The following is a 19,827-nucleotide window of genomic DNA, read 5'->3' as shown; positions in this document are numbered from 1 at the left end:
CTAGCGATGATCCATCGCCGCTGCCGCCTCATGGCACGCGCCGTGAGGGCCTGAATCGGCACTTTTCTCTCCCTTCTAGAAGCGAGATACATGCGTTCATTTCGTTCGTCCGCCATGCGTCCGACGCTGGTTACTACTGTGCTGGCTGCAGCTACCCTGCTAACGGCTGCGTGTTCCACCTATGACAATACGTCGCGCAAGGTCGCCAACGCGATCACGCCGTACCGTATCAATATTGTGCAAGGCAACTTTGTCTCGCGTGAAGCCGCCGCCCAGTTGCGTGAAGGCATGACGCGCGAGCAGGTCAAGTTCCTGCTCGGCACGCCGCTGCTGGCCGATGTGTTCCACGGCAATCGCTGGGACTACGTGTTCTCGTTCCGCCGCGGCAATACGCCGGTGGTGCAGCAGCGCCGCTATACCGTGTTCTTCGATGGCGACAAGCTGGCCAAGTTCGGTGGCGACGAGTTGCCGTCCGAATACGAGCTGATTGCCGAAATCGACGGCATGAAGGCCATGCAGTTGGGCAAGGCACCGACGCCTAAGGCACCGGCGGAAACCGTTGCCGCGGCTTCGGAAGCGGCTGCAGCCCCGGCCGTAGCCCCGGATGCGGCTCCCGCCGCAGCGCCTGCGCCGGCCGCGCCGGCTGCCGCCACCTCGTCCGGCGCGGCCGGTGGCCCCGCCAGCCCGACCAACTGAGCCTTCAGGCCCGAATGCCGGCCGCGTCACGCGGCCGGCTTGTATTTTGACTGCTGACACGCCATGAATATCGCCATCGCAGGTGCCTCCGGCCGCATGGGCCGTATGCTGATCGAACACGTACTCGCCACCGAAGGCGTCACCCTGTCGGGCGCGCTGGATGTGCCGGGCGCCCCGGCGCTGGGCCAGGATGCCGGGCTGCTGCTGGGCCGCGCCACGGGCGTGGCGATCACCTCGGACATCGAGGCCGCCCTCGCTGGCGCCGACTGCCTGATCGACTTCACCCGGCCCGAGGGCACGCTCGTGCACCTGGCAGCGGCCAGGCGCCTGGGCGTCAAGGTGGTCACCGGTACCACCGGGTTTGACGACGCCGGCCGTGCCGCCATCGCCGAGGCTGCCAAGCACATTGGCGTGGTGTTCTCCGCCAATATGAGCGTGGGCGTCAATGCCACGTTCAAGCTGCTGGAAGTCGCCGCCAAGCTGCTGTCTTCCGGCTACGACATCGAAGTCATTGAGGCGCACCACCGCCATAAGGTGGATGCCCCGTCGGGCACCGCGCTGGCGATGGGCGAGGTGGTGGCCAAGGCACTGGGCCGCGATCTGAAGACCTGCGGCGTGTTTGCCCGCGAAGGCCACACCGGCCCGCGCGACCCCAATTCCATTGGTTTTGCTACCGTGCGCGGCGGCGATATCGTGGGCGACCACACCGTGATGTTCGCCGGCACCGGCGAGCGCATCGAGATCACGCACAAGTCGTCCAGCCGCCAGTCATATGCCGAGGGCGCGCTACGCGCAGCGCGCTTCCTCGCCGACAAGCCCACCGGGCTGTTCGACATGCAGGACGTGCTTGGCCTGACGTAAGGCCCCCGGCACGCCCTGCGCCGCAAGTGCCGACGGTTATAATCGGCACTTTCGCCGTTCCAGCGCAGGCGGGCGCCGCAAGGCTTGCCCGCCGCTTATCTTTTCCACGCTTTTCGCACGCCGACGCACCGCGCCGTTGTCCTGAACATGCAAGACAAATACCTTCCCTCAGCCGTTGAACAAGCCGCCCAGCAACACTGGCAAGCCATCGATGCGTACCGCGTATCGGAAGAGGCGAAGCTGGCCGACGGCAGCGAGAAGCCGAAGTTCTATGCCTGCTCGATGCTGCCTTACCCGTCGGGCAAGCTGCATATGGGCCACGTGCGCAACTACACCATCAACGACATGATGGCGCGCCATCTGCGCATGAACGGGCACAACGTGCTGATGCCGATGGGCTGGGACGCGTTCGGCATGCCGGCGGAAAACGCCGCGCTCAACAATGGCGTGGCGCCGGCGGCCTGGACCTACAACAACATCGCGGAAATGAAGCGGCAGATGCAGTCGATGGGCCTGGCCATCGACTGGTCGCGCGAAGTCGCCACCTGCAGCCCGGACTACTACCGCTGGAACCAGTGGCTGTTCCTCAAGATGCTGGAAAAGGGCATCGCCTACCGCAAGACTGGCACAGTGAACTGGGATCCGGTCGACCAGACCGTGCTGGCCAACGAGCAGGTCATCGACGGGCGCGGCTGGCGCTCGGGCGCGCTGGTTGAAAAGCGCGAGATCCCGATGTACTACCTGCGCATCACCGACTACGCCGAGGAACTGCTCGGCGATCTGGACGGCCTGGGCTGGCCCGAGCGCGTCAAGATCATGCAGCAGAACTGGATCGGCAAGAGCGTGGGCGTGCGCTTCGGGTTTCCGCATGCCATCGCCGGTGACGACGGCAAGCTGATCGGCGACGGCAAGCTCTATGTGTTTACCACGCGCGCCGACACCATCATGGGCGTGACTTTCTGCGCGGTCGCCGCCGAGCACCCGCTGGCCACCCATGCCGCCGCGACCAATCCTGAGCTGGCCGCCTTCATCAACGAGTGCAAGCACGGCTCGGTGATGGAAGCCGATATGGCGACGATGGAAAAGAAAGGCATGCCCACCGGCCTGAAGGTGCTGCACCCCCTTACCGGCGAGCAGGTCGAGGTGTGGGTTGGCAACTACGTGCTGATGAGCTATGGCGACGGCGCCGTGATGGGCGTGCCCGCACACGACGAGCGCGACTTTGCCTTTGCCAACAAGTACGGCTTGCCGATCAAGCAAGTGATCGACATGGCTGACGCGAAAAAGGGCCAGCCGTTCTCCACCGAAGCCTGGCAGGAGTGGTATGGCGACAAGGAGCACGGCACCTGCATCCATAGCGGCAAATACGACGGACTGGACTACAAGGCTGCGGTGGAAGCCATCGCAGCCGATCTCGGTGCCAAGGGCCTGGGCGAGAAGAAGATCACCTGGCGCCTGCGCGACTGGGGCATCTCGCGCCAGCGCTACTGGGGCACGCCGATCCCGCTGATCCATTGCGACGACTGCGGCGTGGTGCCGGTGCCGGAGCAGGACCTGCCGGTGGTGCTGCCGGAAGACCTGGTGCCGGACGGCACCGGCAACCCGCTGGCCAAGGATCCGCGTTTCCTCGCGTGCACCTGCCCGTCGTGCGGCAAGCCGGCGCGCCGCGAGACCGACACCATGGATACCTTCATCGATTCGTGCTGGTATTACATGCGCTATACCAGCCCGGACGCGGCCACCATGGTCGATGCGCGCAACGACTACTGGATGCCGATGGACCAGTACATCGGCGGCATCGAGCACGCGATCCTTCACCTGCTGTACGCCCGCTTCTGGACCAAGGTCATGCGCGACATGGGCCTGGTCACGTTCAACGAGCCGTTCTCCAACCTGCTCACGCAGGGCATGGTGCTCAACGATACCTACTACCGCGAGGACGCGGCCGGCAAGAAGACCTGGTTCAACCCGGCCGAAGTCGACGTCAGCACCGACGAGCGCGGCCGCCCGCTGGGCGCCGTGCTCAAGGCGGATGGCCAGCCGGTGGTGATCGGCGGCGTGGAGAAGATGTCGAAGTCCAAGAACAACGGCATTGACCCGCAGGCCCTGATCGACCAGTACGGCGCCGACACCGCGCGCCTGTTCGTCATGTTCGCCGCGCCGCCCGAGCAGCAGCTCGAGTGGAGCGGCTCGGGCGTGGAGGGCGCTTCGCGCTTCCTGCGCCGGGTGTGGAACTACGGCTATGCCAACGCCGAGGCGATTGCCGCGGCGGGCAATGCCGCGGCGTCCGGCGACGCCGACGCAGCGCTGCGCCGCGAGATCCACGGCGTGCTCAAGCAGGCCAACTACGACTATCAGCGCATCCAGTACAACACCGTGGTGTCCGCCACCATGAAGATGCTCAACGCGCTGGAAGACGCCAAGCAGGCCACGCCCGCCGCGCGCCGCGAGGGCCTGGGCATCCTGCTGCGCGTGCTGTACCCGGTGGTGCCGCACGTCACCCACGGGCTGTGGCAAGCGCTCGGCTACGCCACGCAGTACGGCGACTTGCTCGACGCAGCCTGGCCGCAGGTGGACGAATCCGCGCTGGTGCAAAGCGAGCTGGACCTCGTGCTGCAGATCAACGGCAAGGTGCGTGGCAGCCTGAAGGTGCCGGCCGATGCCGACCGCGCCGCCATCGAGGCCATGGCTGCCGCCAGCGAGATCGTTGCCAAGTTCGCTGACGGCGCCGCGCCGAAGAAGATCGTGGTGGTCCCGGGCCGCCTCGTTAATGTGGTTCTTTAACGTGACGCTGTAACTAGCGCCAGACAAGCCAACAAGGGAGCTGCCCAAATGGATGGACAGAAGCTGGATCGACCGCTGCAGGGCCGCCGCAAGGTCCTGGCCACGCTGCTGCTGGCCGGCCTGCTGGGCGGCTGCGGGTTTCACATGCGCGGCAACGCGGACTTCGCATTCAAGCGGCTGTATGTGAGCATTCCGCCTAATACGCTGATGGGCTCCGATTTGCGCCGCGCCATCCGCAACGGGTCGGACACGCAGATCGTGACCGACCCGAAAGAAGCGGATGCCTTGCTCGATGTGCTGCAGGACACGCGTACCAAGACGGTGCTGTCGATCACCACCACCGGCGTGGTGCGCGAGTATCGCCTGACGCAGCGCTTCACCTTCCGCCTGCGTGACGCCGGCGGCCAGGAGCTGATCGCGCCGTCGCAACTGGTGCTCACGCGCGACCTGACCTACAACGAAGCCAACACGCTGGCCAAGGACTACGAAGAGCAGCAGCTCTATCGCGACATGCAGCGTGACATCGTGCAGCAGCTGATTCGCCGGCTGAGCGCGGTCAAGGCCATCTGAGCGGCGCGGAAAGCGCCTGCCAGACAAGCCCAATACGGCAAGGACAGAGGAACGAAGCGCACGGCATGCAGCTCAAGCTCGATGGACTCGAAGCGCACCTGCGCCAGGCCAAGGGACGCGGCCTGGCACCGCTCTACGTGGTGCATGGCGACGAGCACCTGCTGGTGCTCGAGGCGGTCGACCGCCTGCGCCAGGCCGCGCGCGAGGCCGGCTTCACGGAGCGCGAGGTGCTGTCCTCCGAGCGCGGCTTCAACTGGGGCCACGTGGTCCAGGCGCAGCAATCGATGTCGCTGTTCGGCGACCGCAAGATCGTCGAGCTGCGGATTCCCTCCGGCAAGCCCGGCAAGGATGGCGGCGAGGCGCTGCGCGCGGTGGCTGCCCAGCCCTCGCCGGACGTGGTCATGTTCATCACGCTGCCGCGGCTGGACTTCGCCACGGCCAAGTCGGCCTGGTTCCAGGCGCTGGACGCCGCCGGCGTGTCGATCAAGGTGGATTCCGTCGACCGCACCCGGCTGCCGGCCTGGGTCGGCGAGCGGCTGGCGCTGCAGCAGCAGCGGGTCGAGCCCGGTGAACCGGGGCGGCGCGCGCTGCAGTTCATCGCCGACAAGGTCGAAGGCAACCTGCTGGCCGCGCACCAGGAAATCCAGAAGCTCGGGCTGCTGTATCCCGCTGGTCCGCTGACCTTCGAGCAGGTGCACGATGCGGTGCTCAACGTGGCTCGCTACGACGTCTTCAAGCTTTCCGAAGCCATGCTCAGCGGCGACGTGCCGCGCCTGGTGCGCATGCTCGAAGGGCTGCGCGGGGAGGGTGAGGCCACGGTGCTGGTGCTGTGGGCGCTGACCGAGGAAATTCGCGTATTATCCAAGGTCCGGCAAGGGTTGGCGGCAGGCAAGCAGATCGGTGTCCTGACGCGTGAACTGCGTATCTGGGGCCCGCGCGAAAAGCTGGTGCCGCAGGCCGCGCAGCGCCTCTCGCTGGCGCAGCTGGAAGCCGCGCTGGGCATGGCCGCCAAGCTGGACCGGCAGGTCAAGGGCCTGCGCGCCGAAGGCATGCCGGCGGAGCCCTGGGATGGCCTGCTGCAGCTGGCGCTGTCCATCGCCCGGTAAGCCCGCGTAGCCTGAGCGCGGTCATTGGCGATCACTGCCAGCGACCCGCATAGCCAGCCGTAGCCGACAAAAAACCAAGCATTGAGGGCCGGGTCCCCTGGCCAGGAATATGAACGAGCTCGATCTCAAGCAGTACATGGACCGCGTCGGCCAGCAGGCCCGCGCCGCCTCCCGCGCCATGGCGCGCGCCTCCACCGCGGACAAGAACCGCGCCCTGCTGACCATCGCCGCCGCCATCCGCCGCGACGCCGCGCACCTCAAGGCCGTGAACGCCGGCGATGTGGAGCGTGCCCGCGCCAACGGCCAGGACGCCGCTTTCATCGACCGCCTGACGCTCTCGGACAAGGCGATCGACACCATGGCCGCCGGCCTGGAACAGATCGCCGCGCTGGCAGACCCGATCGGCGAGATCAGCAACATGAAATTCCGTCCCACCGGCATCCAGGTGGGCCAGATGCGGGTGCCGCTGGGCGTCATCGGCATCATCTACGAGTCGCGTCCCAACGTGACCATCGACGCAGCCGCGCTGTGCTTGAAGTCGGGCAACGCCACCATCCTGCGCGGCGGCTCCGAGGCGATCGATTCCAATACCGCGCTTGCCGCCCTGGTGGCCGAGGGCCTGGCCGCCGCCGGCCTGCCGCCCGAAGCGGTGCAGGTGATCTCGACCACCGACCGCGCCGCGGTTGGCCGCCTCGTCACCATGACCGAATACGTCGACGTGATCGTGCCGCGCGGCGGCAAGAGCTTGATCGCGCGCCTGATGGCAGAAGCGCGGGTGCCCATGATCAAGCACCTGGACGGCATCTGCCACGTCTATATCGATGTCGACGCGGACCTGGACAAGGCCGTGCGCGTTGCCGACAACGCCAAGACCCAGCGCTACGCGCCCTGCAACACCATGGAAACGCTGCTGGTCGCGCGCGATGTCGCCGCCGCGGCGCTGCCGCCGCTGTGCCGCATCTACCAGGAAAAGGGCGTGGAGCTGCGCGTGTGCGCCGCCACCCGCGCCACGCTGGAAGCCGCCGGTTTCACCGGCCTGGTCGACGCCACCGAAGAAGACTGGCGGCTCGAGTACCTGGCGCCGGTGCTGGCGATCCGCACCGTGGCCGGGCTGGACGAGGCCATCGAGCACATCAACACCTACGGCTCGGCGCATACCGATTCCATCATCACCGAGAACTACACCACTGGCATGCGCTTCCTGCGCGAGGTGGACTCGGCCAGCGTGATGATCAATGCGTCGACGCGCTTTGCCGATGGCTTCGAGTACGGCCTGGGTGCCGAGATCGGCATCTCCAACGACAAGCTGCACGCGCGCGGCCCGGTCGGTCTGGAAGGCCTGACCTCGCTGAAGTACGTGGTGTTCGGCCACGGCGAGATCCGTACCTGAGCGGGAGGCGGCACGCGTCCCGTGCCACCTCCCGTTGCGCATCCCCACCGTTTCACCGTTCCCATGCATTCCCATGGGAACCCAACCAGAAAAAAGGCCAGATGCTCTGGGTTAAAGCGCTGCACATCGTTTTCGTTGTCTCCTGGTTCGCTGGCCTGTTCTACCTGCCTCGCATCTTCGTCAACCTCGCCATGGAGCGCGAGCCGGCCAGCGTGCAGCGCCTGCTGCTGATGGCGCGCAAGCTCTACCGCTTCATGACCATGCTGGCGGTGCCGGCGCTGGTGTTCGGGCTGTGGCTGTATATCGGCTACGGGATCGGGCGCGGTCCGGGGCAGGGCTGGATGCATGCAAAGCTGGCGCTGGTGCTGGTGCTGATCGGCTATCACCATGGCTGCGGCGTGCTGCTCAAGAAGTTCGAGGGCGGGCGCAATACGCGGTCGCACACCTTCTATCGCTGGTTCAACGAGTTGCCGGTGCTGGTGCTGCTGGCGGTGGTGATCCTGGTGGTGGTCAAGCCGTTCTGACGCGCGTTGGCCGGCGGCCGCGCGCATCGCCTACGCGGGCCGCCGGGTTTGGGTTTTTTCTCGTATCGTATTGAATTCGTTTCACGCAGCATTGCCGCATTCACCGCGCGGTTGTCTCGCCCCACTCCGTCCAGAGGACATGATGAGCAAGCAGGTCGACTACTACCTCACCCCGCAATCGCCTTTCGTCTACCTTGGCCACGAACGCTTCACCGCGATTGCGGCAAAGCATGGCGTGCAAGTCAATCTCAAGCCCTGCGACCTGGGCCGCGTGTTCTCTGTTTCGGGGGGCTTGCCGCTGGCGCAGCGTCCGCCGCAGCGCCAGGCCTACCGCCTGGTCGAGCTGGCCCGCTGGAGCGAGTATCTTGGCCTGCCGCTGAACCCGCAGCCGACCTTTTTCCCGGTCTCCGGCGATGCCGCCAGCAAGCTGGTCATCGCCGTGCAGCTGGCCCATGGCACCGCCCGCGCGATGGCGCTGATCGGCGTCATTGGCCGCGCCCTGTGGGCCGAGCAGCGCAATATCGCTGACGCCGCCACGCTGGCGCAGCTGGCCGACAGCATCGGCCTGGAAGGCGCGGCGCTGCTCAAGGCGAGTGACGCGCAGGCTGTCCAGGCCGCCTATACGCAGCACACCCAGGACGCGGTTTCCGTCGGCGTGTTCGGCGCGCCGTGGTACGTCTATGACGGCCAGCCTTTCTGGGGCCAGGACCGCCTGGACTTCCTCGATCGCGCCCTCGCGGCGGGCTGAAGCCCCGGAGCGCGGTACACTGCGCGCTATCCGACCCCGTCCGCTACGGCGGACGTTTTTGTTTGCAGGAATTCCCAAGCCATGTCCCAAGCCTTTTTTGCCTCCTGCCCGCGCGGCCTCGAGAGCGCACTTGCCGAAGAGTTGCACGAGATCGCAGCCCGGCCCGGCCTGGCCAGGCTCGCCCCCATCCAGGTCCATCGCGAAATGCCCGGTGGCGTCACTTTCTCGGGCGAGATGGCCGCGGCCTACGCTGTCAACCTGCACTCGCGCATTGCCAGCCGGGTGCTGATGCGGGTCGCCAACCGCGGTTACCGGCGCGAAGACGATATCTATGACCTGGTGCGCGCTCAGCGCTGGGATCATTGGTTCACGCCGGATGAGACGCTCCGGGTGGACGTTACGTCGCATCGCTCGCCGCTGCAGAGCCTGAATTTCATCGCCCTGCGTATCAAGGACGGCGTTTGCGACGCCATGCGCGAGCGCTCGGGCGAGCGGCCCAGCGTCGATACCGTAAATCCGGATGTGCGGATCTATGCCCACCTGACCGAGCACGATTGCACGCTCTACCTCGACACTTCGGGCGATCCGCTGTTCAAGCGGGGCTGGCGCCTGGAGAAGGGCGAAGCGCCGCTGAAGGAAAACCTGGCCGCCGGCATCCTGCGCCTGGCCGGCTGGGTGCCAGGCCAGACCGAGCGCCCGTTCTACGACCCGATGTGCGGCAGCGGCACCTTCCTGGTGGAAGCGGCCCAGGTGGCCCTTGGCCTTGCGCCTGGCGCGAACCGCAGCTTTGGCTTCGAGCGCCTGAAGGGCGCCGACAACAAGACGTGGAACGCGCTGAAGGCGGCGGCCCGGGATGACGAGGAGGCCGCGCGCAAGCGCGTTGCGTCCGAGCCCCTGGAACTCGCCGGCAGCGATATTTCCACTGACCTGCTGTCGATGTCGCAAGCCAACTGGGAACGCGCGGGCTTGCCCGGCGAAGTGCGGTTGAAGCAGGTGGATGCGCGCTTTGCGCAGCCGCCGTTCGCGGCACCCGGCCTGATGCTGATGAATCCGCCGTATGGCGAGCGGATTGCCGTGCGGGGAGAACGCCGGCGGCCGATGGACGAAGCACCGGTCGACGAGATCGACGACGAAGCCGCCAATCAGTTCGCCAGCGCCTTTGCCACCACGCTCAAACAGCATTTCGCCGGCTGGCAGGCATGGGTGTTTACTGGCGACCTGACGCTGCCGCGCCGCCTGCGGCTCAAGGAGTCGCGCCGCACGCCGCTGTACAACGGCAATATCGAGTGCCGGCTGTTCCGTTTCGACATGGTGCGAGGCGGCAACCGCAACGCCCCGGCGCAGCCTTCCGCCTGATGCGGCAAGCGCAGGAGAGCGAGCCTCTCCTGCGCTGTATGGCTCAGCGCGCTGCGCGCCCGGTGACCCGCTCGGGGTGACGGGCAAAATCGTCCAGGAAGCCCTGGAAGCTGACCACCGGCTCCTGCAGCAGATGGCGCGGCAGGTCGAACAGCGCGTAGAAATAATCCTCACGCCCTTCGCAGCGCTCGGCCGGCAGGCAATATTGCTCCCAGTCGATGCAGGCCGGCGTGTACATGCCGTTGCCTGGCCAGAAGAAAGGCACGATGCGGCCCTCGCGCAGTCCCTCGATCAGGGCCGCCGGCGCATCGTAAGCCTCTGCGGATTCGACCTGGTTGATCAGGCCGGCGCGTGTCTCGATCACCATCAGCGTGGCCTGGCCCTGCGCCGTCAGCATCAGGATGCCAGCCGGGTTGGGGTAGAGGTAGTACTCGACAAAGCCGTAGCGCGCGGTGACCTGGCGTACCCGCTCGCAGATCGCGGGGTCCGACAGGAAGGAAAACGAGTGGCGCGTCAGCAGGTCGCGCAGCGTGCGCGACAGGGTGGCGAAATACTGCTGCTGGAGTGCGTCGATCTCCTGGTCCAGCCGCTCGACCATGTTGCTGTCATGCTTCTTCACGTAGCGGTCGATCAGCCCATGGTTGAAGCCCTGCACGGCAATGCCTTCGTCGGCGGTGCCGGTCAGCAGGATGGTCTTGCACGGCAGATCCTGCAGGGCCTGGCAGAACTCCAGCCCGTTCATCTGCGGCATAGAATAATCGACCACGATCACGCCTGGCTGCACAAAACGGTTGTAGTCGTGGATTTGCCGGTAGATGCGGTCGATATCGAGCTGCACGGTGCGCCGTTCGGTCAGGAAGGTCAGGTCGTCGTGCGTGACCCGCACGGGCAGGAAGCCGGTCGAGCGCGTGGTGTAGGTCTCGCGGATCCATTGCAGGGCTTCGCGGGGATCGGTGAAGGTCACCACCGGCCGCGACGGATCCATCTGGAACGCCAGGCTGTCGATGAACGATTTACTGTCGTCGACGAGCACCGTGAGGATCGGGTGATGGAAGACCGACAGATTCCTGTCCTGGGGGTTGAATGTCATGTTGCGTTCGGCTCCGGTGTCGGCAGACACTTCGGGCGGGTGGTTTGGCGCGGCTAGGGATCCGGCGTGGCAAGGCCAGCGGACGGATCGGTTCGGAGCGGCCCACCGCGCTGGACTACACCTGGCCCTTTTTGGATGACCGGCGTGTGCCATGGCCGGTGACCGGAAACCAGTATAGCGCGCTCGCGCTCCCGCGCAACCGGACCTCGACGGGATGGAAAAAAGCGCGACAGCGTCGCGCTCTTCGCGGCACCGGAAACGGGCGGGTGCCCGTTTCCGGTGCTTCCGGCGTGCTTACTCGACCGCCTTGCCCATGTCTTCCACCACCTTCTTGGCGTCGCCGAACACCATCATGGTCTTGTCCATGTAGAACAGCTCGTTGTCCAGGCCCGCGTAGCCGGCGGCCATCGAACGCTTGTTCACGATGATGGTCTTGGCCTTGTAGGCTTCCAGGATCGGCATACCGGCAATCGGCGAGTTGGGATCGGTCTTGGCGGCCGGGTTCACCACGTCGTTGGCGCCAAGCACCAGCACCACATCCGCCTGGCCGAACTCGCTGTTGATGTCCTCCATCTCGAACACCTGGTCGTAGGGCACCTCGGCCTCGGCCAGCAGCACGTTCATGTGGCCCGGCATGCGGCCCGCCACCGGGTGGATGGCGTACTTCACCGTCACGCCTTTCTCGACCAGCTTCTCGGTCAGTTCCTTGAGCGCATGCTGCGCGCGCGCCACCGCCAGGCCATAGCCCGGGACGATGATCACGGTCTCGGCATTGCCCATCAGGAAGGCCGCGTCGTCGGCCGAGCCGGACTTCACGTTGCGCTGCGCCTGGCCGCCGGCAGCGGCCGCCGCGGGCGCGCCGCCAAAGCCGCCAAGCAGCACATTGAAGAACGAGCGGTTCATCGCGCGGCACATGATGTACGAGAGGATGGCGCCGCTTGACCCCACCAGCGAGCCGGCGATGATCAGCATCGGATTGTTCAGCGAGAAGCCGATGCCCGCCGCCGCCCAGCCCGAGTACGAGTTGAGCATCGACACCACCACCGGCATGTCGGCGCCGCCGATCGGGATGATGATCAGTACGCCCAGTACAAAGGCGATCGCCAGCATCAGCAGGAAGGGCAGCCAGTCCTGCGACAGGCAGAAGATGATGCCGAAGCCGATCATGGCCACCGCCAGCAGCAGGTTCAGCAGGTGCTGCCCGGCGAAGGACACCGGCGCGCCCTGGAACAGGCGGAACTTGTACTTGCCCGACAGCTTGCCGAAGGCGATCACCGAACCGGAGAAGGTGATGGCCCCCACGAAGCAGCCGATGAACAGCTCGATGCGGTTGCCAAACGGGATATCGTGCGAGCCCGGCGGCGTGATGCTGAACGCCGACGGCTCGGCCACCACGGCCACCGCGATGCAGACCGCGGCCATACCGATCAGCGAGTGCATGGCGGCTACCAGTTCGGGCATCTTGGTCATCTCGACCCGTCGCGCCACGAAGGCACCGATGCCGCCGCCGACCACCAGCGCGCCAAAGATCAGGGCCATGCCTTCGGCGACCGACGACTGGCCCGCGCCGATGGTCAGGAACTCATTCTTGAGCTTGACGATCAGCACCAGCGTGGTCACCGCGGCGATGGCCATGCCGATCATGCCGAAGGCGTTGCCGCGCCGCGCGGAACTGGGATGGGACAGGCCCTTCAGCGCCTGGATGAAGCAGACCGAGGCGAGCAGGTAGAGCAGGGTGACGAGGTTCATGCTCACTTGGCGCCCTCCTCATGACCCTTGCCGGCCTTGGCCTTGGGTTCCTTTTTCTTGAACATCTCCAGCATGCGCTGCGTCACCAGGAAGCCACCGAACACATTGACCGCGGCGAGCGCGACTGCCAGCGTGCCCATGGTGCGGCCCACGGGGCCCTCGGTCAGGCCGGCAGCCAGCATGGCGCCGACGATGATGATGGCCGAGATCGCATTGGTCACGGCCATCAGCGGGGTGTGCAGGGCGGGCGTCACCGTCCAGACCACGTGGTAGCCCACGTAGATCGCCAGCACGAAGATGATCAGGTTGATCACCGTGTGGTTCACCATTTCCATCGACTTCTCCTCCGTTGCTTGAATGCCTTGCTGCGCGGTTGTCCCGTGTTCTTTTGCCTGGCCAGGCGCCTGTGAGCGCCTACTGCATCGATGCCCCGCCTGGTGCCGCGTTGTCGTCTGTCGCGTCGGTACCCTCGCCCCAGGGGCGACGGTACGGCTGAATCCGAAAATGGCATGCCGGATGCGGGCATCGCACCGGCGTTGGCTCCCGGCGCGATGTCCTCATCCGCTTACACCTTCTTGATTTCCTTGATGGCGTTGTTGTCGTCCACCAGGATGATCTTCGGCTTGTAGGTGGCGATCTCTTCATCGCTCATCGGCGCGTAGGTGCAGATGATGAGATGGTCGCCCAGGTGCGCGCGCCGCGCGGCAGCACCGTTGAGCGAGATCTCGCCGCTGCCGCGGACGCCCTTGATGATGTAGGTGGAGAAGCGCTCGCCATTGTTGACGTTGTATAGCTCGATTTTCTCGAACTCCTTCATGTCGGCCGCTTCGAGCAGATTCTCGTCGATGCCGCATGACCCCTCATAGTTGAGGTCCGCCTGTGTCACGGTGACACGATGGAGCTTGGCGCGGAGCATGATGCGTTGCATGGGTGATACGTCCTTGGTTGATGCTGGATGAGCTTGTAGGGAGGCCCCTGGGGTTGAGTCCTGGCGGGCCATTTGGCATGGTTCCGGGGCCTGGGTATCGGCCAGCCGTACCGGCTGTTCAGCCCGGTAGCAGCAGGCGCGCTACCGTGCACCTGGCCGGAACCGCCTGGCCCCATTCTAAAGCGACCGGGTCGCGGCGGGCCCGCTGCCGCTTCAGGACGCGCCGCGGACCACCTGGCCATCCTTGCACATCAGGCAGGCGGCGACGATATCGTCCTCCAGGTTCAGCGTGAACTGGCCTTCCTTGTCGATGACGAGCTTGAGGAAGTCGAGCACGTTGCGCGCATATAGCGCCGACGCGTCGGCCGCCACCATGCTGGCCAGGTTGGTGTGCCCGATCAGCGTGACGCCGTGGCGTTCCACCACTTCGTCAGCCACCGTCAGCGGGCAGTTGCCGCCCTGCGCCGCGGCGAGGTCGACCACCACCGAGCCCGGCTTCATCGCCTGCACCGTTTCTTCCTTGAGCAGCACCGGCGCCTGGCGGCCCGGGATCAGCGCGGTAGTGATGACGATGTCGGCGGCCTTGGCGCGCTCGTGCACCAGTTCGGCCTGGCGCCGCATCCAGTCGGGTGGCATGGGGCGGGCATAGCCGCCCACGCCCTGCGCGATCTCGCGCTCTTCGTCGGTGACGAAGGGCACATCGAGGAATTTCGCGCCCAGCGATTCGATCTGTTCCTTGACGGCGGGGCGCACGTCGGAGGCTTCGATGACCGCGCCCAGCCGCTTGGCGGTGGCGATGGCCTGCAGGCCCGCCACGCCGGCGCCGAGGATCAGCACGCGAGCCGCCTTGACGGTGCCTGCGGCGGTCATCAGCATGGGCATGAAACGCTGGTAATGATGCGCGGCGACCAGCACGGCCTTGTAGCCGGCGATATTGGCCTGGGAGGAGAGCACGTCCATGCTCTGCGCGCGCGTGGTGCGCGGCGCGGCTTCCAGCGCGAAGGCCGTCAGCGTGGCGCCCGCCATGCGCGCGTTGTTCTCTGCGTCGAAGGGATTGAGCATGCCGACCAGCACGGCGCCCGGCTTCATCAGCGCGAGCTCGGCATCGACGGGGGCGCGGACCTTGAGCACCAACTGCGCGCCGAAGGCTTGCGCCGCGGTGCCAATGGTGGCGCCGACGGCCTCATACGCCGAGTCCGGCACGCTGGCGCGTACGCCGGCTCCCGACTGGACGATGACCTGATGGCCCTGGGTCACGTACTTCTTGACCGTCTCCGGGGTGGCGGCGACACGAGTCTCACCTGCCCGCGTCTCCTGCGGGATGCCGATGTGCATCGTCAATTTCTCCTTTTGCTGGCGTCTTTGAGGCGCTGTCAAAATGATTCTGGCGTTGGCGCGCGAGCTTGTCGTACGACCGCTACGACATGGCAACGCGCCTGACCAGAACCGCTTCGGCTCATTCTGACAATGCCACTGATCTGCTAGGCGGGCGGACGTCTTTGGCTCTTTTGTGCCTGCCCTTTGTGTCTGCCATGCGCCCGGCCAGGCCGAACGCAGCGCACAATTTTTTCGCAGCTTACAGGAATCTGACGATATGTGGTGACCGGCCGGTCGGCTTTTGCGCAACCGCATCCCCCTCGCATCCCCCCTCTCGCAGGGCCTGCCGGTTCATGCCAGGGCGTGCCGGGACGTTCCCTTTACGATTTTTACGCCATCCCTTGGCGGGCCGCTGTTTTCTTGACACCGATTTTAGGCGCGTGCCCGTACTGTTCCAGTCGCGCCACGGCCACTGTCGTCCTGACGCTCGCCGTGGCTTCGGCCATCGCCTCACGCGTGGCCGTCCACCGATCGATTATTCCAATTGCCAAGTTATCCATGACCGCACTTCGTTTCAATGTTTCGCACGCCTGCCTCGCTACCCTGTCTTGCGTCACGCTTCTCGTCGCGCCGGCCGCCTTCGCGCAGGGCGCACCCGATGCAGCCGCAGCCGCCGACGCGTCGCCGCACACGTTCACGGCCAACGTCACGCTGGCCAGCGAATATCGCTACCGGGGCCTGATGCAGTCCAATCGCCGCCCGGCGATCCAGGGCGGGTTCGACTACACGCATGCAAGCGGCCTCTACGTGGGCAACTGGAACTCCAGCATCAGCTGGCTTGGCGACAGCAATGCCAAGGTGTCGGCGCCAATCGAGATGGATTTCTATGGTGGCTTCAAGAACACCTTCACGCTGGGCGGGCTCGAATGGAATTACGACGTGGGCGTGCTGGAGTACTACTATCCCGGCGATTATCCGGCTGGCTACACACGCCCGTACACGACGGAGCTGTACGGCGGCATCGGCTACGGCCCGGTGTTCCTGAAATACTCGCATGCAGTGACCAACCTGTTCGGCTTCAGCGACAGCAAGAACAGCTACTACGTAGATCTGTCGGCCAATGTGCCGCTGAACGTCTGGGACCTGACGCTCAATGCGCACGTCGGCTACCAGAAGGTGAGGAACGTCACGGACGCCTCGTACACGGACTGGAAGCTGGGGTTGACCAAGGACCTGGGCAAAGGCTTTGCGCTGGCGATCGCTTATATCGACACCAATGCCAACAAGTCGGTCTACACCAATGTGCCCGGCCGCTATATCGGCAAGGCAGCTGCCTTCGCGTCGCTCACCAAGACGTTCTGAGCATGCCGCGCCATCTTGATGACATTTTGATGGCGGCGGCGGCGATTACTGCATCAACTTGAGGCGGCCTTGCATAGCATGGTGGTATCTCCAACAGACGACCCGCCCAACGCGGGTCCCGCTCAAATGCGACAGTCGAGCCTTGCCTTGGCCTTTGCTTGCGTGCCACGCCGCCGTCTTTCCCGCACCGAACCCCGCACCGCGCGCCTTGATGCGTCCGGCATCGACGCCGCGCTGGCCCCCGTGCCCGCGCTTGGCGCGGATACCGCGCACAGCTGGATTCGCCTGCGCCTGGCGGTGGCGTCAAGCCAGGTCTTCGCGCTGCGCCAGTCGCTGCACCGCGCGATCGGGCAGCTGGCGCGCATCTATGTGGTGGAAGTGGACCACCGCCATGACGAGACCACGCTGCATGTGGAAGTCGAGCGCGGCGGCCGCGACGCTGCCATGCACGCCATCATGATGGCCCTGCCGGCCGCCGAGTTCGGCGTCACCACGGTGCTGGGACAAGACCATGCCGCGCACTGACACGATGGCGGGCTTGCGCGAAGGCAGCCGCGCGACGCTGTGGCTGCCGCTGGTGACGCCGATGCAGGGCGGCGAGCTGGACCTGGCCTGCGCGCAGCGGCTGGCCGCGCACTATGTGGCCAGCGGCGTGGATGGGCTGGTCATCCTGGGCACGACCGGGGAGGGCGGCTTGCTCACGCGGGATGAGCGGCTGATGTTTACCGCCGCGGTGCTGGAGGCGGTGGACGGTGCGCTGCCGGTGCTGGCCGGCGTAGGCGGCGTGGATACCCGCGTGGTTTGCGAGCAGGTGCGCCAGCTCGACCGCTTCGACCTGGCGGGCTACCTGGTGCCGCCGCCGTACTACCTGCGGCCCGGCGACGAGGGCATTGCCTGGCATGTCGAGCGCGTGGCGGATGCCACCTGGCGCCCGCTGATGCTCTACAACGTGCCCAAGCGGGCCGGCTGCAATATGTCACCGGCATTGGTGCAGCGGCTGGCCGCGCATCCGCGCGTTGTCGCGGTCAAAGAGTGCGACGCGGCCGGGCTTCGCGCCCTGGCCGGCAACGATCGGCTCGCGGTCTTCTGCGGCGAGGACGCGGCCATGCTGGACCACCTGCTAGCGGGTGGCGACGGCGTGGTTCCGGCTTGCGCGCACATCCGCCCGGATTTGTTCGTGCGGCTGTTGCAACTGGTGGCGCAAGGCCATGTTGCCGCAGCGCGTGCGTTGTTTGCGAGCCTGGCGCCGTTGATCTCGCTGCTGTTCTCCGAGCCCAATCCGGCCCCGGTCAAGACCGCGCTGGCATTGTGCGGGCTGGCAGGATCCGAGGTCAGGCGGCCACTGGCGCCGGCCAGCCGCGCGCTGCGCGAACGGCTGGACCAGGTGATCGCTTCGCTGCCGGCGGTGGAGGACGTGGAGCGCACTTTGCTGCCAGCTTAGGGTCGGCGCGGGCGCGGCGCCGGCTGCGCCGGTTGCGCCGGTTGCGCCGGATGCGCGAATTGGCGGCAACCGGTAGAATGCCGGATTGCCTAAAATTTGTGCATCATGTCACACGACTGGAAGGCCAGCGTCACTGTCGCCGCGGTTATCGAACGCGGCGGCCGCTTCCTGCTGGTGGAAGAAGAAACCCCCGACGGCCTGCGGCTGAACCAGCCTGCCGGCCATCTTGACCCGGGCGAGAGCCTGATTCACGCCGTCATCCGCGAAACGCTGGAAGAAACCGCCCACACGTTCGAGCCGCGCGCGCTGCTGGGCTGCTATATGGCCCGCCCGCACTCGGCCGGCACGGCGGCGCGGCCGGGCGGCGACATCACCTATGTGCGCTTCGCCTTTACCGGCGAGCTGGGCGCGCTCGATGCCGGGCGCCAGCTCGACGTGGGCATCGTGCGCACCGTGTGGATGAGCGCCGACGAAATCCGCGCTTGTCCCGAGCGCCATCGCACGCCGCTGCTGCTGGCTTGCATCGAGGATTACCTGGCCGGCAAGCGCTTCGCGCTCGACGCGCTCTACACCCATCCTTCCGTGGTGGGCGGCGGAGTGCCGTCATGAGCCAGGGCAAGCGCGTGGTGGTGGGCATGTCGGGTGGCGTGGATTCGTCGGTGACAGCCTGGCTGCTCAAGCAGCAAGGCTACGAGGTGATCGGCCTGTTCATGAAGAACTGGGAAGACGACGACGACAGCGAGTACTGCTCGACCCGGCAGGACTGGCTGGACGTGGTCTCGGTGGCCGACCTCATCGGCGTCGACGTGGAAGCGGTCAATTTCGCCGCCGAGTACAAGGATCGCGTCTTTGCGGACTTCCTGCGCGAATACTCGGCCGGCCGCACGCCCAATCCCGACGTGCTGTGCAATGCCGAGATCAAGTTCAAGGCCTTCCTGGACCACGCCATGTCGCTGGGCGCGGACACGATCGCCACCGGCCATTACGCGCGCGTGCGCGAAGCGGGGGCGGATGTGGGTGCCGGCACGGGCCGCTTCGAGCTGCTCAAGGCCTTTGACCACACCAAGGACCAGAGCTACTTCCTGCACCGGCTGAACCAGGCGCAGTTGTCGCGCACGCTGTTCCCGCTGGGCGAGATGCCCAAGACGCGCGTGCGCGAGATCGCTGCGGAGATTGGCCTGCCCAATGCCAAGAAGAAGGATTCCACCGGCATCTGTTTTATCGGCGAGCGGCCGTTCCGCGATTTTCTCAACCGCTACCTGCCGACCAAGCCGGGACCGATGAAGACGCCGGACGGCAAGGAAGTCGGCCAGCACATCGGCCTGGCGTTCTACACGCTGGGGCAGCGCAAGGGCATCGGCCTGGGCGGCAGCCGCGCGGGCAATGGCGACGCCTGGTACGTGGCGCGCAAGGACATGGCCAGCAACACGCTGTATGTGGTGCAGGGCCATGACCATCCGTGGCTGCTGACGCCCACGCTCGACGCTGCCGACCTGTCGTGGGTGGCGGGCACCGGCCCGGCGGTGGGCACCACGCTGTCGGCCAAGACGCGGTATCGGCAGAGCGATGCGCCGTGCACGGTGACGGGGGCGGGCGACGATACCCTGCAACTGACGTTTGCGCAGGCGCAGTGGGCGGTTACGCCGGGCCAGTCGGCGGTGCTGTACGACGGCGATGTCTGCCTGGGCGGCGGCATCATCCGCTAGTTCGCCGGCTGTGCGCTGCGCGAGAAGATAAAAACCGGCTCTATGGCCTAATGCCGTTCAGTTAAGGTCCCTATTGAGGAAGCGAACGGCATAGCGTGAAGGGCGGGACTTGACGACCCGGTCGCATGAGCGACCGGGTCGTTTCACATTGGGCAGCGACTTTAGGCGCTCGCGTAGGCGCTGCAGGCAGGGGCAGGCG

At 66.1% G+C, this 19,827-nt stretch carries 19 protein-coding genes; 14 read left to right on the top strand and 5 right to left on the bottom strand.

The genetic code is table 11. The features are described 5' to 3' along the window. Nucleotides 1-90: 90 nt before the first annotated feature. The 9 genes from AB4061_RS11550 to AB4061_RS11510 all read left to right on the top strand — a co-directional run bounded on the left by AB4061_RS11550 (nucleotide 91) and on the right by AB4061_RS11510 (nucleotide 10,035). Nucleotides 91-696 carry an outer membrane protein assembly factor BamE gene (locus AB4061_RS11550; protein WP_441633792.1) on the top strand — a complete coding sequence of 202 codons (606 nt, stop codon included), beginning with the start codon at nucleotides 91-93 and terminating at the stop codon, nucleotides 694-696. A gap of 63 nt (nucleotides 697-759) precedes the next feature. Next, a complete protein-coding gene (gene dapB / locus AB4061_RS11545) occupies nucleotides 760-1,557 on the top strand; it encodes a 4-hydroxy-tetrahydrodipicolinate reductase (RefSeq protein ID WP_441633790.1) in 798 nt (265 codons plus the stop codon). A gap of 147 nt (nucleotides 1,558-1,704) precedes the next feature. Then, the gene (leuS, locus tag AB4061_RS11540; RefSeq protein WP_441633788.1) at nucleotides 1,705-4,341 is read left to right on the top strand and encodes a leucine--tRNA ligase; all 2,637 of its coding nucleotides are present in this window, start codon (nucleotides 1,705-1,707) and stop codon (nucleotides 4,339-4,341) included. Nucleotides 4,342-4,389: 48 nt separating this feature from the next. Further along, complete coding sequence (locus AB4061_RS11535; RefSeq protein WP_052494686.1) at nucleotides 4,390-4,911, top strand: LPS-assembly lipoprotein LptE; 522 nt, start codon at nucleotides 4,390-4,392, stop codon at nucleotides 4,909-4,911. A gap of 65 nt (nucleotides 4,912-4,976) precedes the next feature. Continuing rightward, nucleotides 4,977-6,017 (top strand): DNA polymerase III subunit delta, encoded by a 1,041-nt coding sequence (gene holA / locus AB4061_RS11530; RefSeq protein ID WP_441633785.1) that lies wholly within the window; start codon nucleotides 4,977-4,979, stop codon nucleotides 6,015-6,017. 109 nt (nucleotides 6,018-6,126) lie between these two features. After that, nucleotides 6,127-7,407 carry a glutamate-5-semialdehyde dehydrogenase gene (locus AB4061_RS11525; protein ID WP_416049671.1) on the top strand — a complete coding sequence of 427 codons (1,281 nt, stop codon included), beginning with the start codon at nucleotides 6,127-6,129 and terminating at the stop codon, nucleotides 7,405-7,407. Nucleotides 7,408-7,508: 101 nt separating this feature from the next. Further along, nucleotides 7,509-7,931 (top strand): CopD family protein, encoded by a 423-nt coding sequence (locus AB4061_RS11520; RefSeq protein WP_150985938.1) that lies wholly within the window; start codon nucleotides 7,509-7,511, stop codon nucleotides 7,929-7,931. 142 nt (nucleotides 7,932-8,073) lie between these two features. Beyond that, complete coding sequence (locus AB4061_RS11515; protein WP_441634022.1) at nucleotides 8,074-8,679, top strand: 2-hydroxychromene-2-carboxylate isomerase; 606 nt, start codon at nucleotides 8,074-8,076, stop codon at nucleotides 8,677-8,679. Nucleotides 8,680-8,760: 81 nt separating this feature from the next. Beyond that, nucleotides 8,761-10,035, top strand: a complete 1,275-nt coding sequence (locus AB4061_RS11510) for a THUMP domain-containing class I SAM-dependent RNA methyltransferase (RefSeq protein ID WP_150985939.1) — start codon at nucleotides 8,761-8,763, stop codon at nucleotides 10,033-10,035. Nucleotides 10,036-10,078: 43 nt separating this feature from the next. Here AB4061_RS11510 and AB4061_RS11505 read toward each other — a convergent pair whose 3' ends face one another. The 5 genes from AB4061_RS11505 to AB4061_RS11485 form a co-directional block, all read right to left on the bottom strand. Then, nucleotides 10,079-11,125, bottom strand: coding sequence for a response regulator (locus tag AB4061_RS11505; RefSeq protein WP_043349537.1), 1,047 nt, complete (start codon nucleotides 11,123-11,125; stop codon nucleotides 10,079-10,081). 294 nt (nucleotides 11,126-11,419) lie between these two features. Continuing rightward, nucleotides 11,420-12,874, bottom strand: a complete 1,455-nt coding sequence (locus AB4061_RS11500; protein WP_441633782.1) for an NAD(P)(+) transhydrogenase (Re/Si-specific) subunit beta — start codon at nucleotides 12,872-12,874, stop codon at nucleotides 11,420-11,422. Nucleotides 12,875-12,876: 2 nt separating this feature from the next. Further along, nucleotides 12,877-13,209 (bottom strand): NAD(P) transhydrogenase subunit alpha, encoded by a 333-nt coding sequence (locus tag AB4061_RS11495; RefSeq protein ID WP_045240719.1) that lies wholly within the window; start codon nucleotides 13,207-13,209, stop codon nucleotides 12,877-12,879. Between the two features lie 230 nt (nucleotides 13,210-13,439). Continuing rightward, nucleotides 13,440-13,802 carry an aspartate 1-decarboxylase gene (gene panD, locus AB4061_RS11490; protein ID WP_006157598.1) on the bottom strand — a complete coding sequence of 121 codons (363 nt, stop codon included), beginning with the start codon at nucleotides 13,800-13,802 and terminating at the stop codon, nucleotides 13,440-13,442. Between the two features lie 213 nt (nucleotides 13,803-14,015). Next, nucleotides 14,016-15,137 (bottom strand): Re/Si-specific NAD(P)(+) transhydrogenase subunit alpha, encoded by a 1,122-nt coding sequence (locus AB4061_RS11485; protein ID WP_150985941.1) that lies wholly within the window; start codon nucleotides 15,135-15,137, stop codon nucleotides 14,016-14,018. 540 nt (nucleotides 15,138-15,677) lie between these two features. On the opposite strand from AB4061_RS11485, the gene AB4061_RS11480 reads away from it, so the two are divergent. The 5 genes from AB4061_RS11480 (at nucleotide 15,678) to mnmA (ending at nucleotide 19,628) form a co-directional block, all read left to right on the top strand. Next, the gene (locus AB4061_RS11480) at nucleotides 15,678-16,481 is read left to right on the top strand and encodes a TorF family putative porin (protein ID WP_441633779.1); all 804 of its coding nucleotides are present in this window, start codon (nucleotides 15,678-15,680) and stop codon (nucleotides 16,479-16,481) included. Between the two features lie 126 nt (nucleotides 16,482-16,607). Beyond that, entirely contained in the window at nucleotides 16,608-17,006 is a 399-nt protein-coding gene (locus AB4061_RS11475) for a hypothetical protein (RefSeq protein WP_441633777.1), read from the top strand. After that, nucleotides 16,993-17,922 (top strand): 4-hydroxy-tetrahydrodipicolinate synthase, encoded by a 930-nt coding sequence (dapA, locus tag AB4061_RS11470; protein WP_441633775.1) that lies wholly within the window; start codon nucleotides 16,993-16,995, stop codon nucleotides 17,920-17,922. The genes AB4061_RS11475 and dapA overlap by 14 nt, the downstream gene beginning before the upstream one ends. A gap of 105 nt (nucleotides 17,923-18,027) precedes the next feature. Further along, a complete protein-coding gene (locus tag AB4061_RS11465) occupies nucleotides 18,028-18,531 on the top strand; it encodes an NUDIX hydrolase (protein ID WP_441633773.1) in 504 nt (167 codons plus the stop codon). Next, a complete protein-coding gene (gene mnmA / locus AB4061_RS11460) occupies nucleotides 18,528-19,628 on the top strand; it encodes a tRNA 2-thiouridine(34) synthase MnmA (RefSeq protein WP_441633771.1) in 1,101 nt (366 codons plus the stop codon). The genes AB4061_RS11465 and mnmA overlap by 4 nt, the downstream gene beginning before the upstream one ends. Nucleotides 19,629-19,827: the final 199 nt, after the last annotated feature.

The organism is Cupriavidus sp. YAF13, from assembly GCF_052113425.1.
GTDB lineage: Bacteria > Pseudomonadota > Gammaproteobacteria > Burkholderiales > Burkholderiaceae > Cupriavidus.
Note: the sequence above shows the minus strand (reverse complement) of the source record. Positions and strands in the feature narration are given on the sequence as shown.

Coding starts and splice junctions, on each gene's coding strand:
- AB4061_RS11500 (WP_441633782.1), bottom strand. CDS start 12,874: ATGAACCTCGTCACCCTGCTCTACCTGCTCGCCTCGGTCTGCTTCATC.
- AB4061_RS11505 (WP_043349537.1), bottom strand. CDS start 11,125: ATGACATTCAACCCCCAGGACAGGAATCTGTCGGTCTTCCATCACCCG.
- AB4061_RS11525 (WP_416049671.1), top strand. CDS start 6,127: ATGAACGAGCTCGATCTCAAGCAGTACATGGACCGCGTCGGCCAGCAG.
- AB4061_RS11520 (WP_150985938.1), top strand. CDS start 7,509: ATGCTCTGGGTTAAAGCGCTGCACATCGTTTTCGTTGTCTCCTGGTTC.
- dapB (WP_441633790.1), top strand. CDS start 760: ATGAATATCGCCATCGCAGGTGCCTCCGGCCGCATGGGCCGTATGCTG.
- AB4061_RS11495 (WP_045240719.1), bottom strand. CDS start 13,209: ATGGAAATGGTGAACCACACGGTGATCAACCTGATCATCTTCGTGCTG.
- mnmA (WP_441633771.1), top strand. CDS start 18,528: ATGAGCCAGGGCAAGCGCGTGGTGGTGGGCATGTCGGGTGGCGTGGAT.
- AB4061_RS11465 (WP_441633773.1), top strand. CDS start 18,028: ATGTCACACGACTGGAAGGCCAGCGTCACTGTCGCCGCGGTTATCGAA.
- AB4061_RS11550 (WP_441633792.1), top strand. CDS start 91: ATGCGTTCATTTCGTTCGTCCGCCATGCGTCCGACGCTGGTTACTACT.
- AB4061_RS11475 (WP_441633777.1), top strand. CDS start 16,608: ATGCGACAGTCGAGCCTTGCCTTGGCCTTTGCTTGCGTGCCACGCCGC.
- holA (WP_441633785.1), top strand. CDS start 4,977: ATGCAGCTCAAGCTCGATGGACTCGAAGCGCACCTGCGCCAGGCCAAG.
- AB4061_RS11480 (WP_441633779.1), top strand. CDS start 15,678: ATGACCGCACTTCGTTTCAATGTTTCGCACGCCTGCCTCGCTACCCTG.
- dapA (WP_441633775.1), top strand. CDS start 16,993: ATGCCGCGCACTGACACGATGGCGGGCTTGCGCGAAGGCAGCCGCGCG.
- AB4061_RS11515 (WP_441634022.1), top strand. CDS start 8,074: ATGAGCAAGCAGGTCGACTACTACCTCACCCCGCAATCGCCTTTCGTC.
- leuS (WP_441633788.1), top strand. CDS start 1,705: ATGCAAGACAAATACCTTCCCTCAGCCGTTGAACAAGCCGCCCAGCAA.
- AB4061_RS11510 (WP_150985939.1), top strand. CDS start 8,761: ATGTCCCAAGCCTTTTTTGCCTCCTGCCCGCGCGGCCTCGAGAGCGCA.
- AB4061_RS11535 (WP_052494686.1), top strand. CDS start 4,390: ATGGATGGACAGAAGCTGGATCGACCGCTGCAGGGCCGCCGCAAGGTC.
- AB4061_RS11485 (WP_150985941.1), bottom strand. CDS start 15,137: ATGCACATCGGCATCCCGCAGGAGACGCGGGCAGGTGAGACTCGTGTC.
- panD (WP_006157598.1), bottom strand. CDS start 13,802: ATGCAACGCATCATGCTCCGCGCCAAGCTCCATCGTGTCACCGTGACA.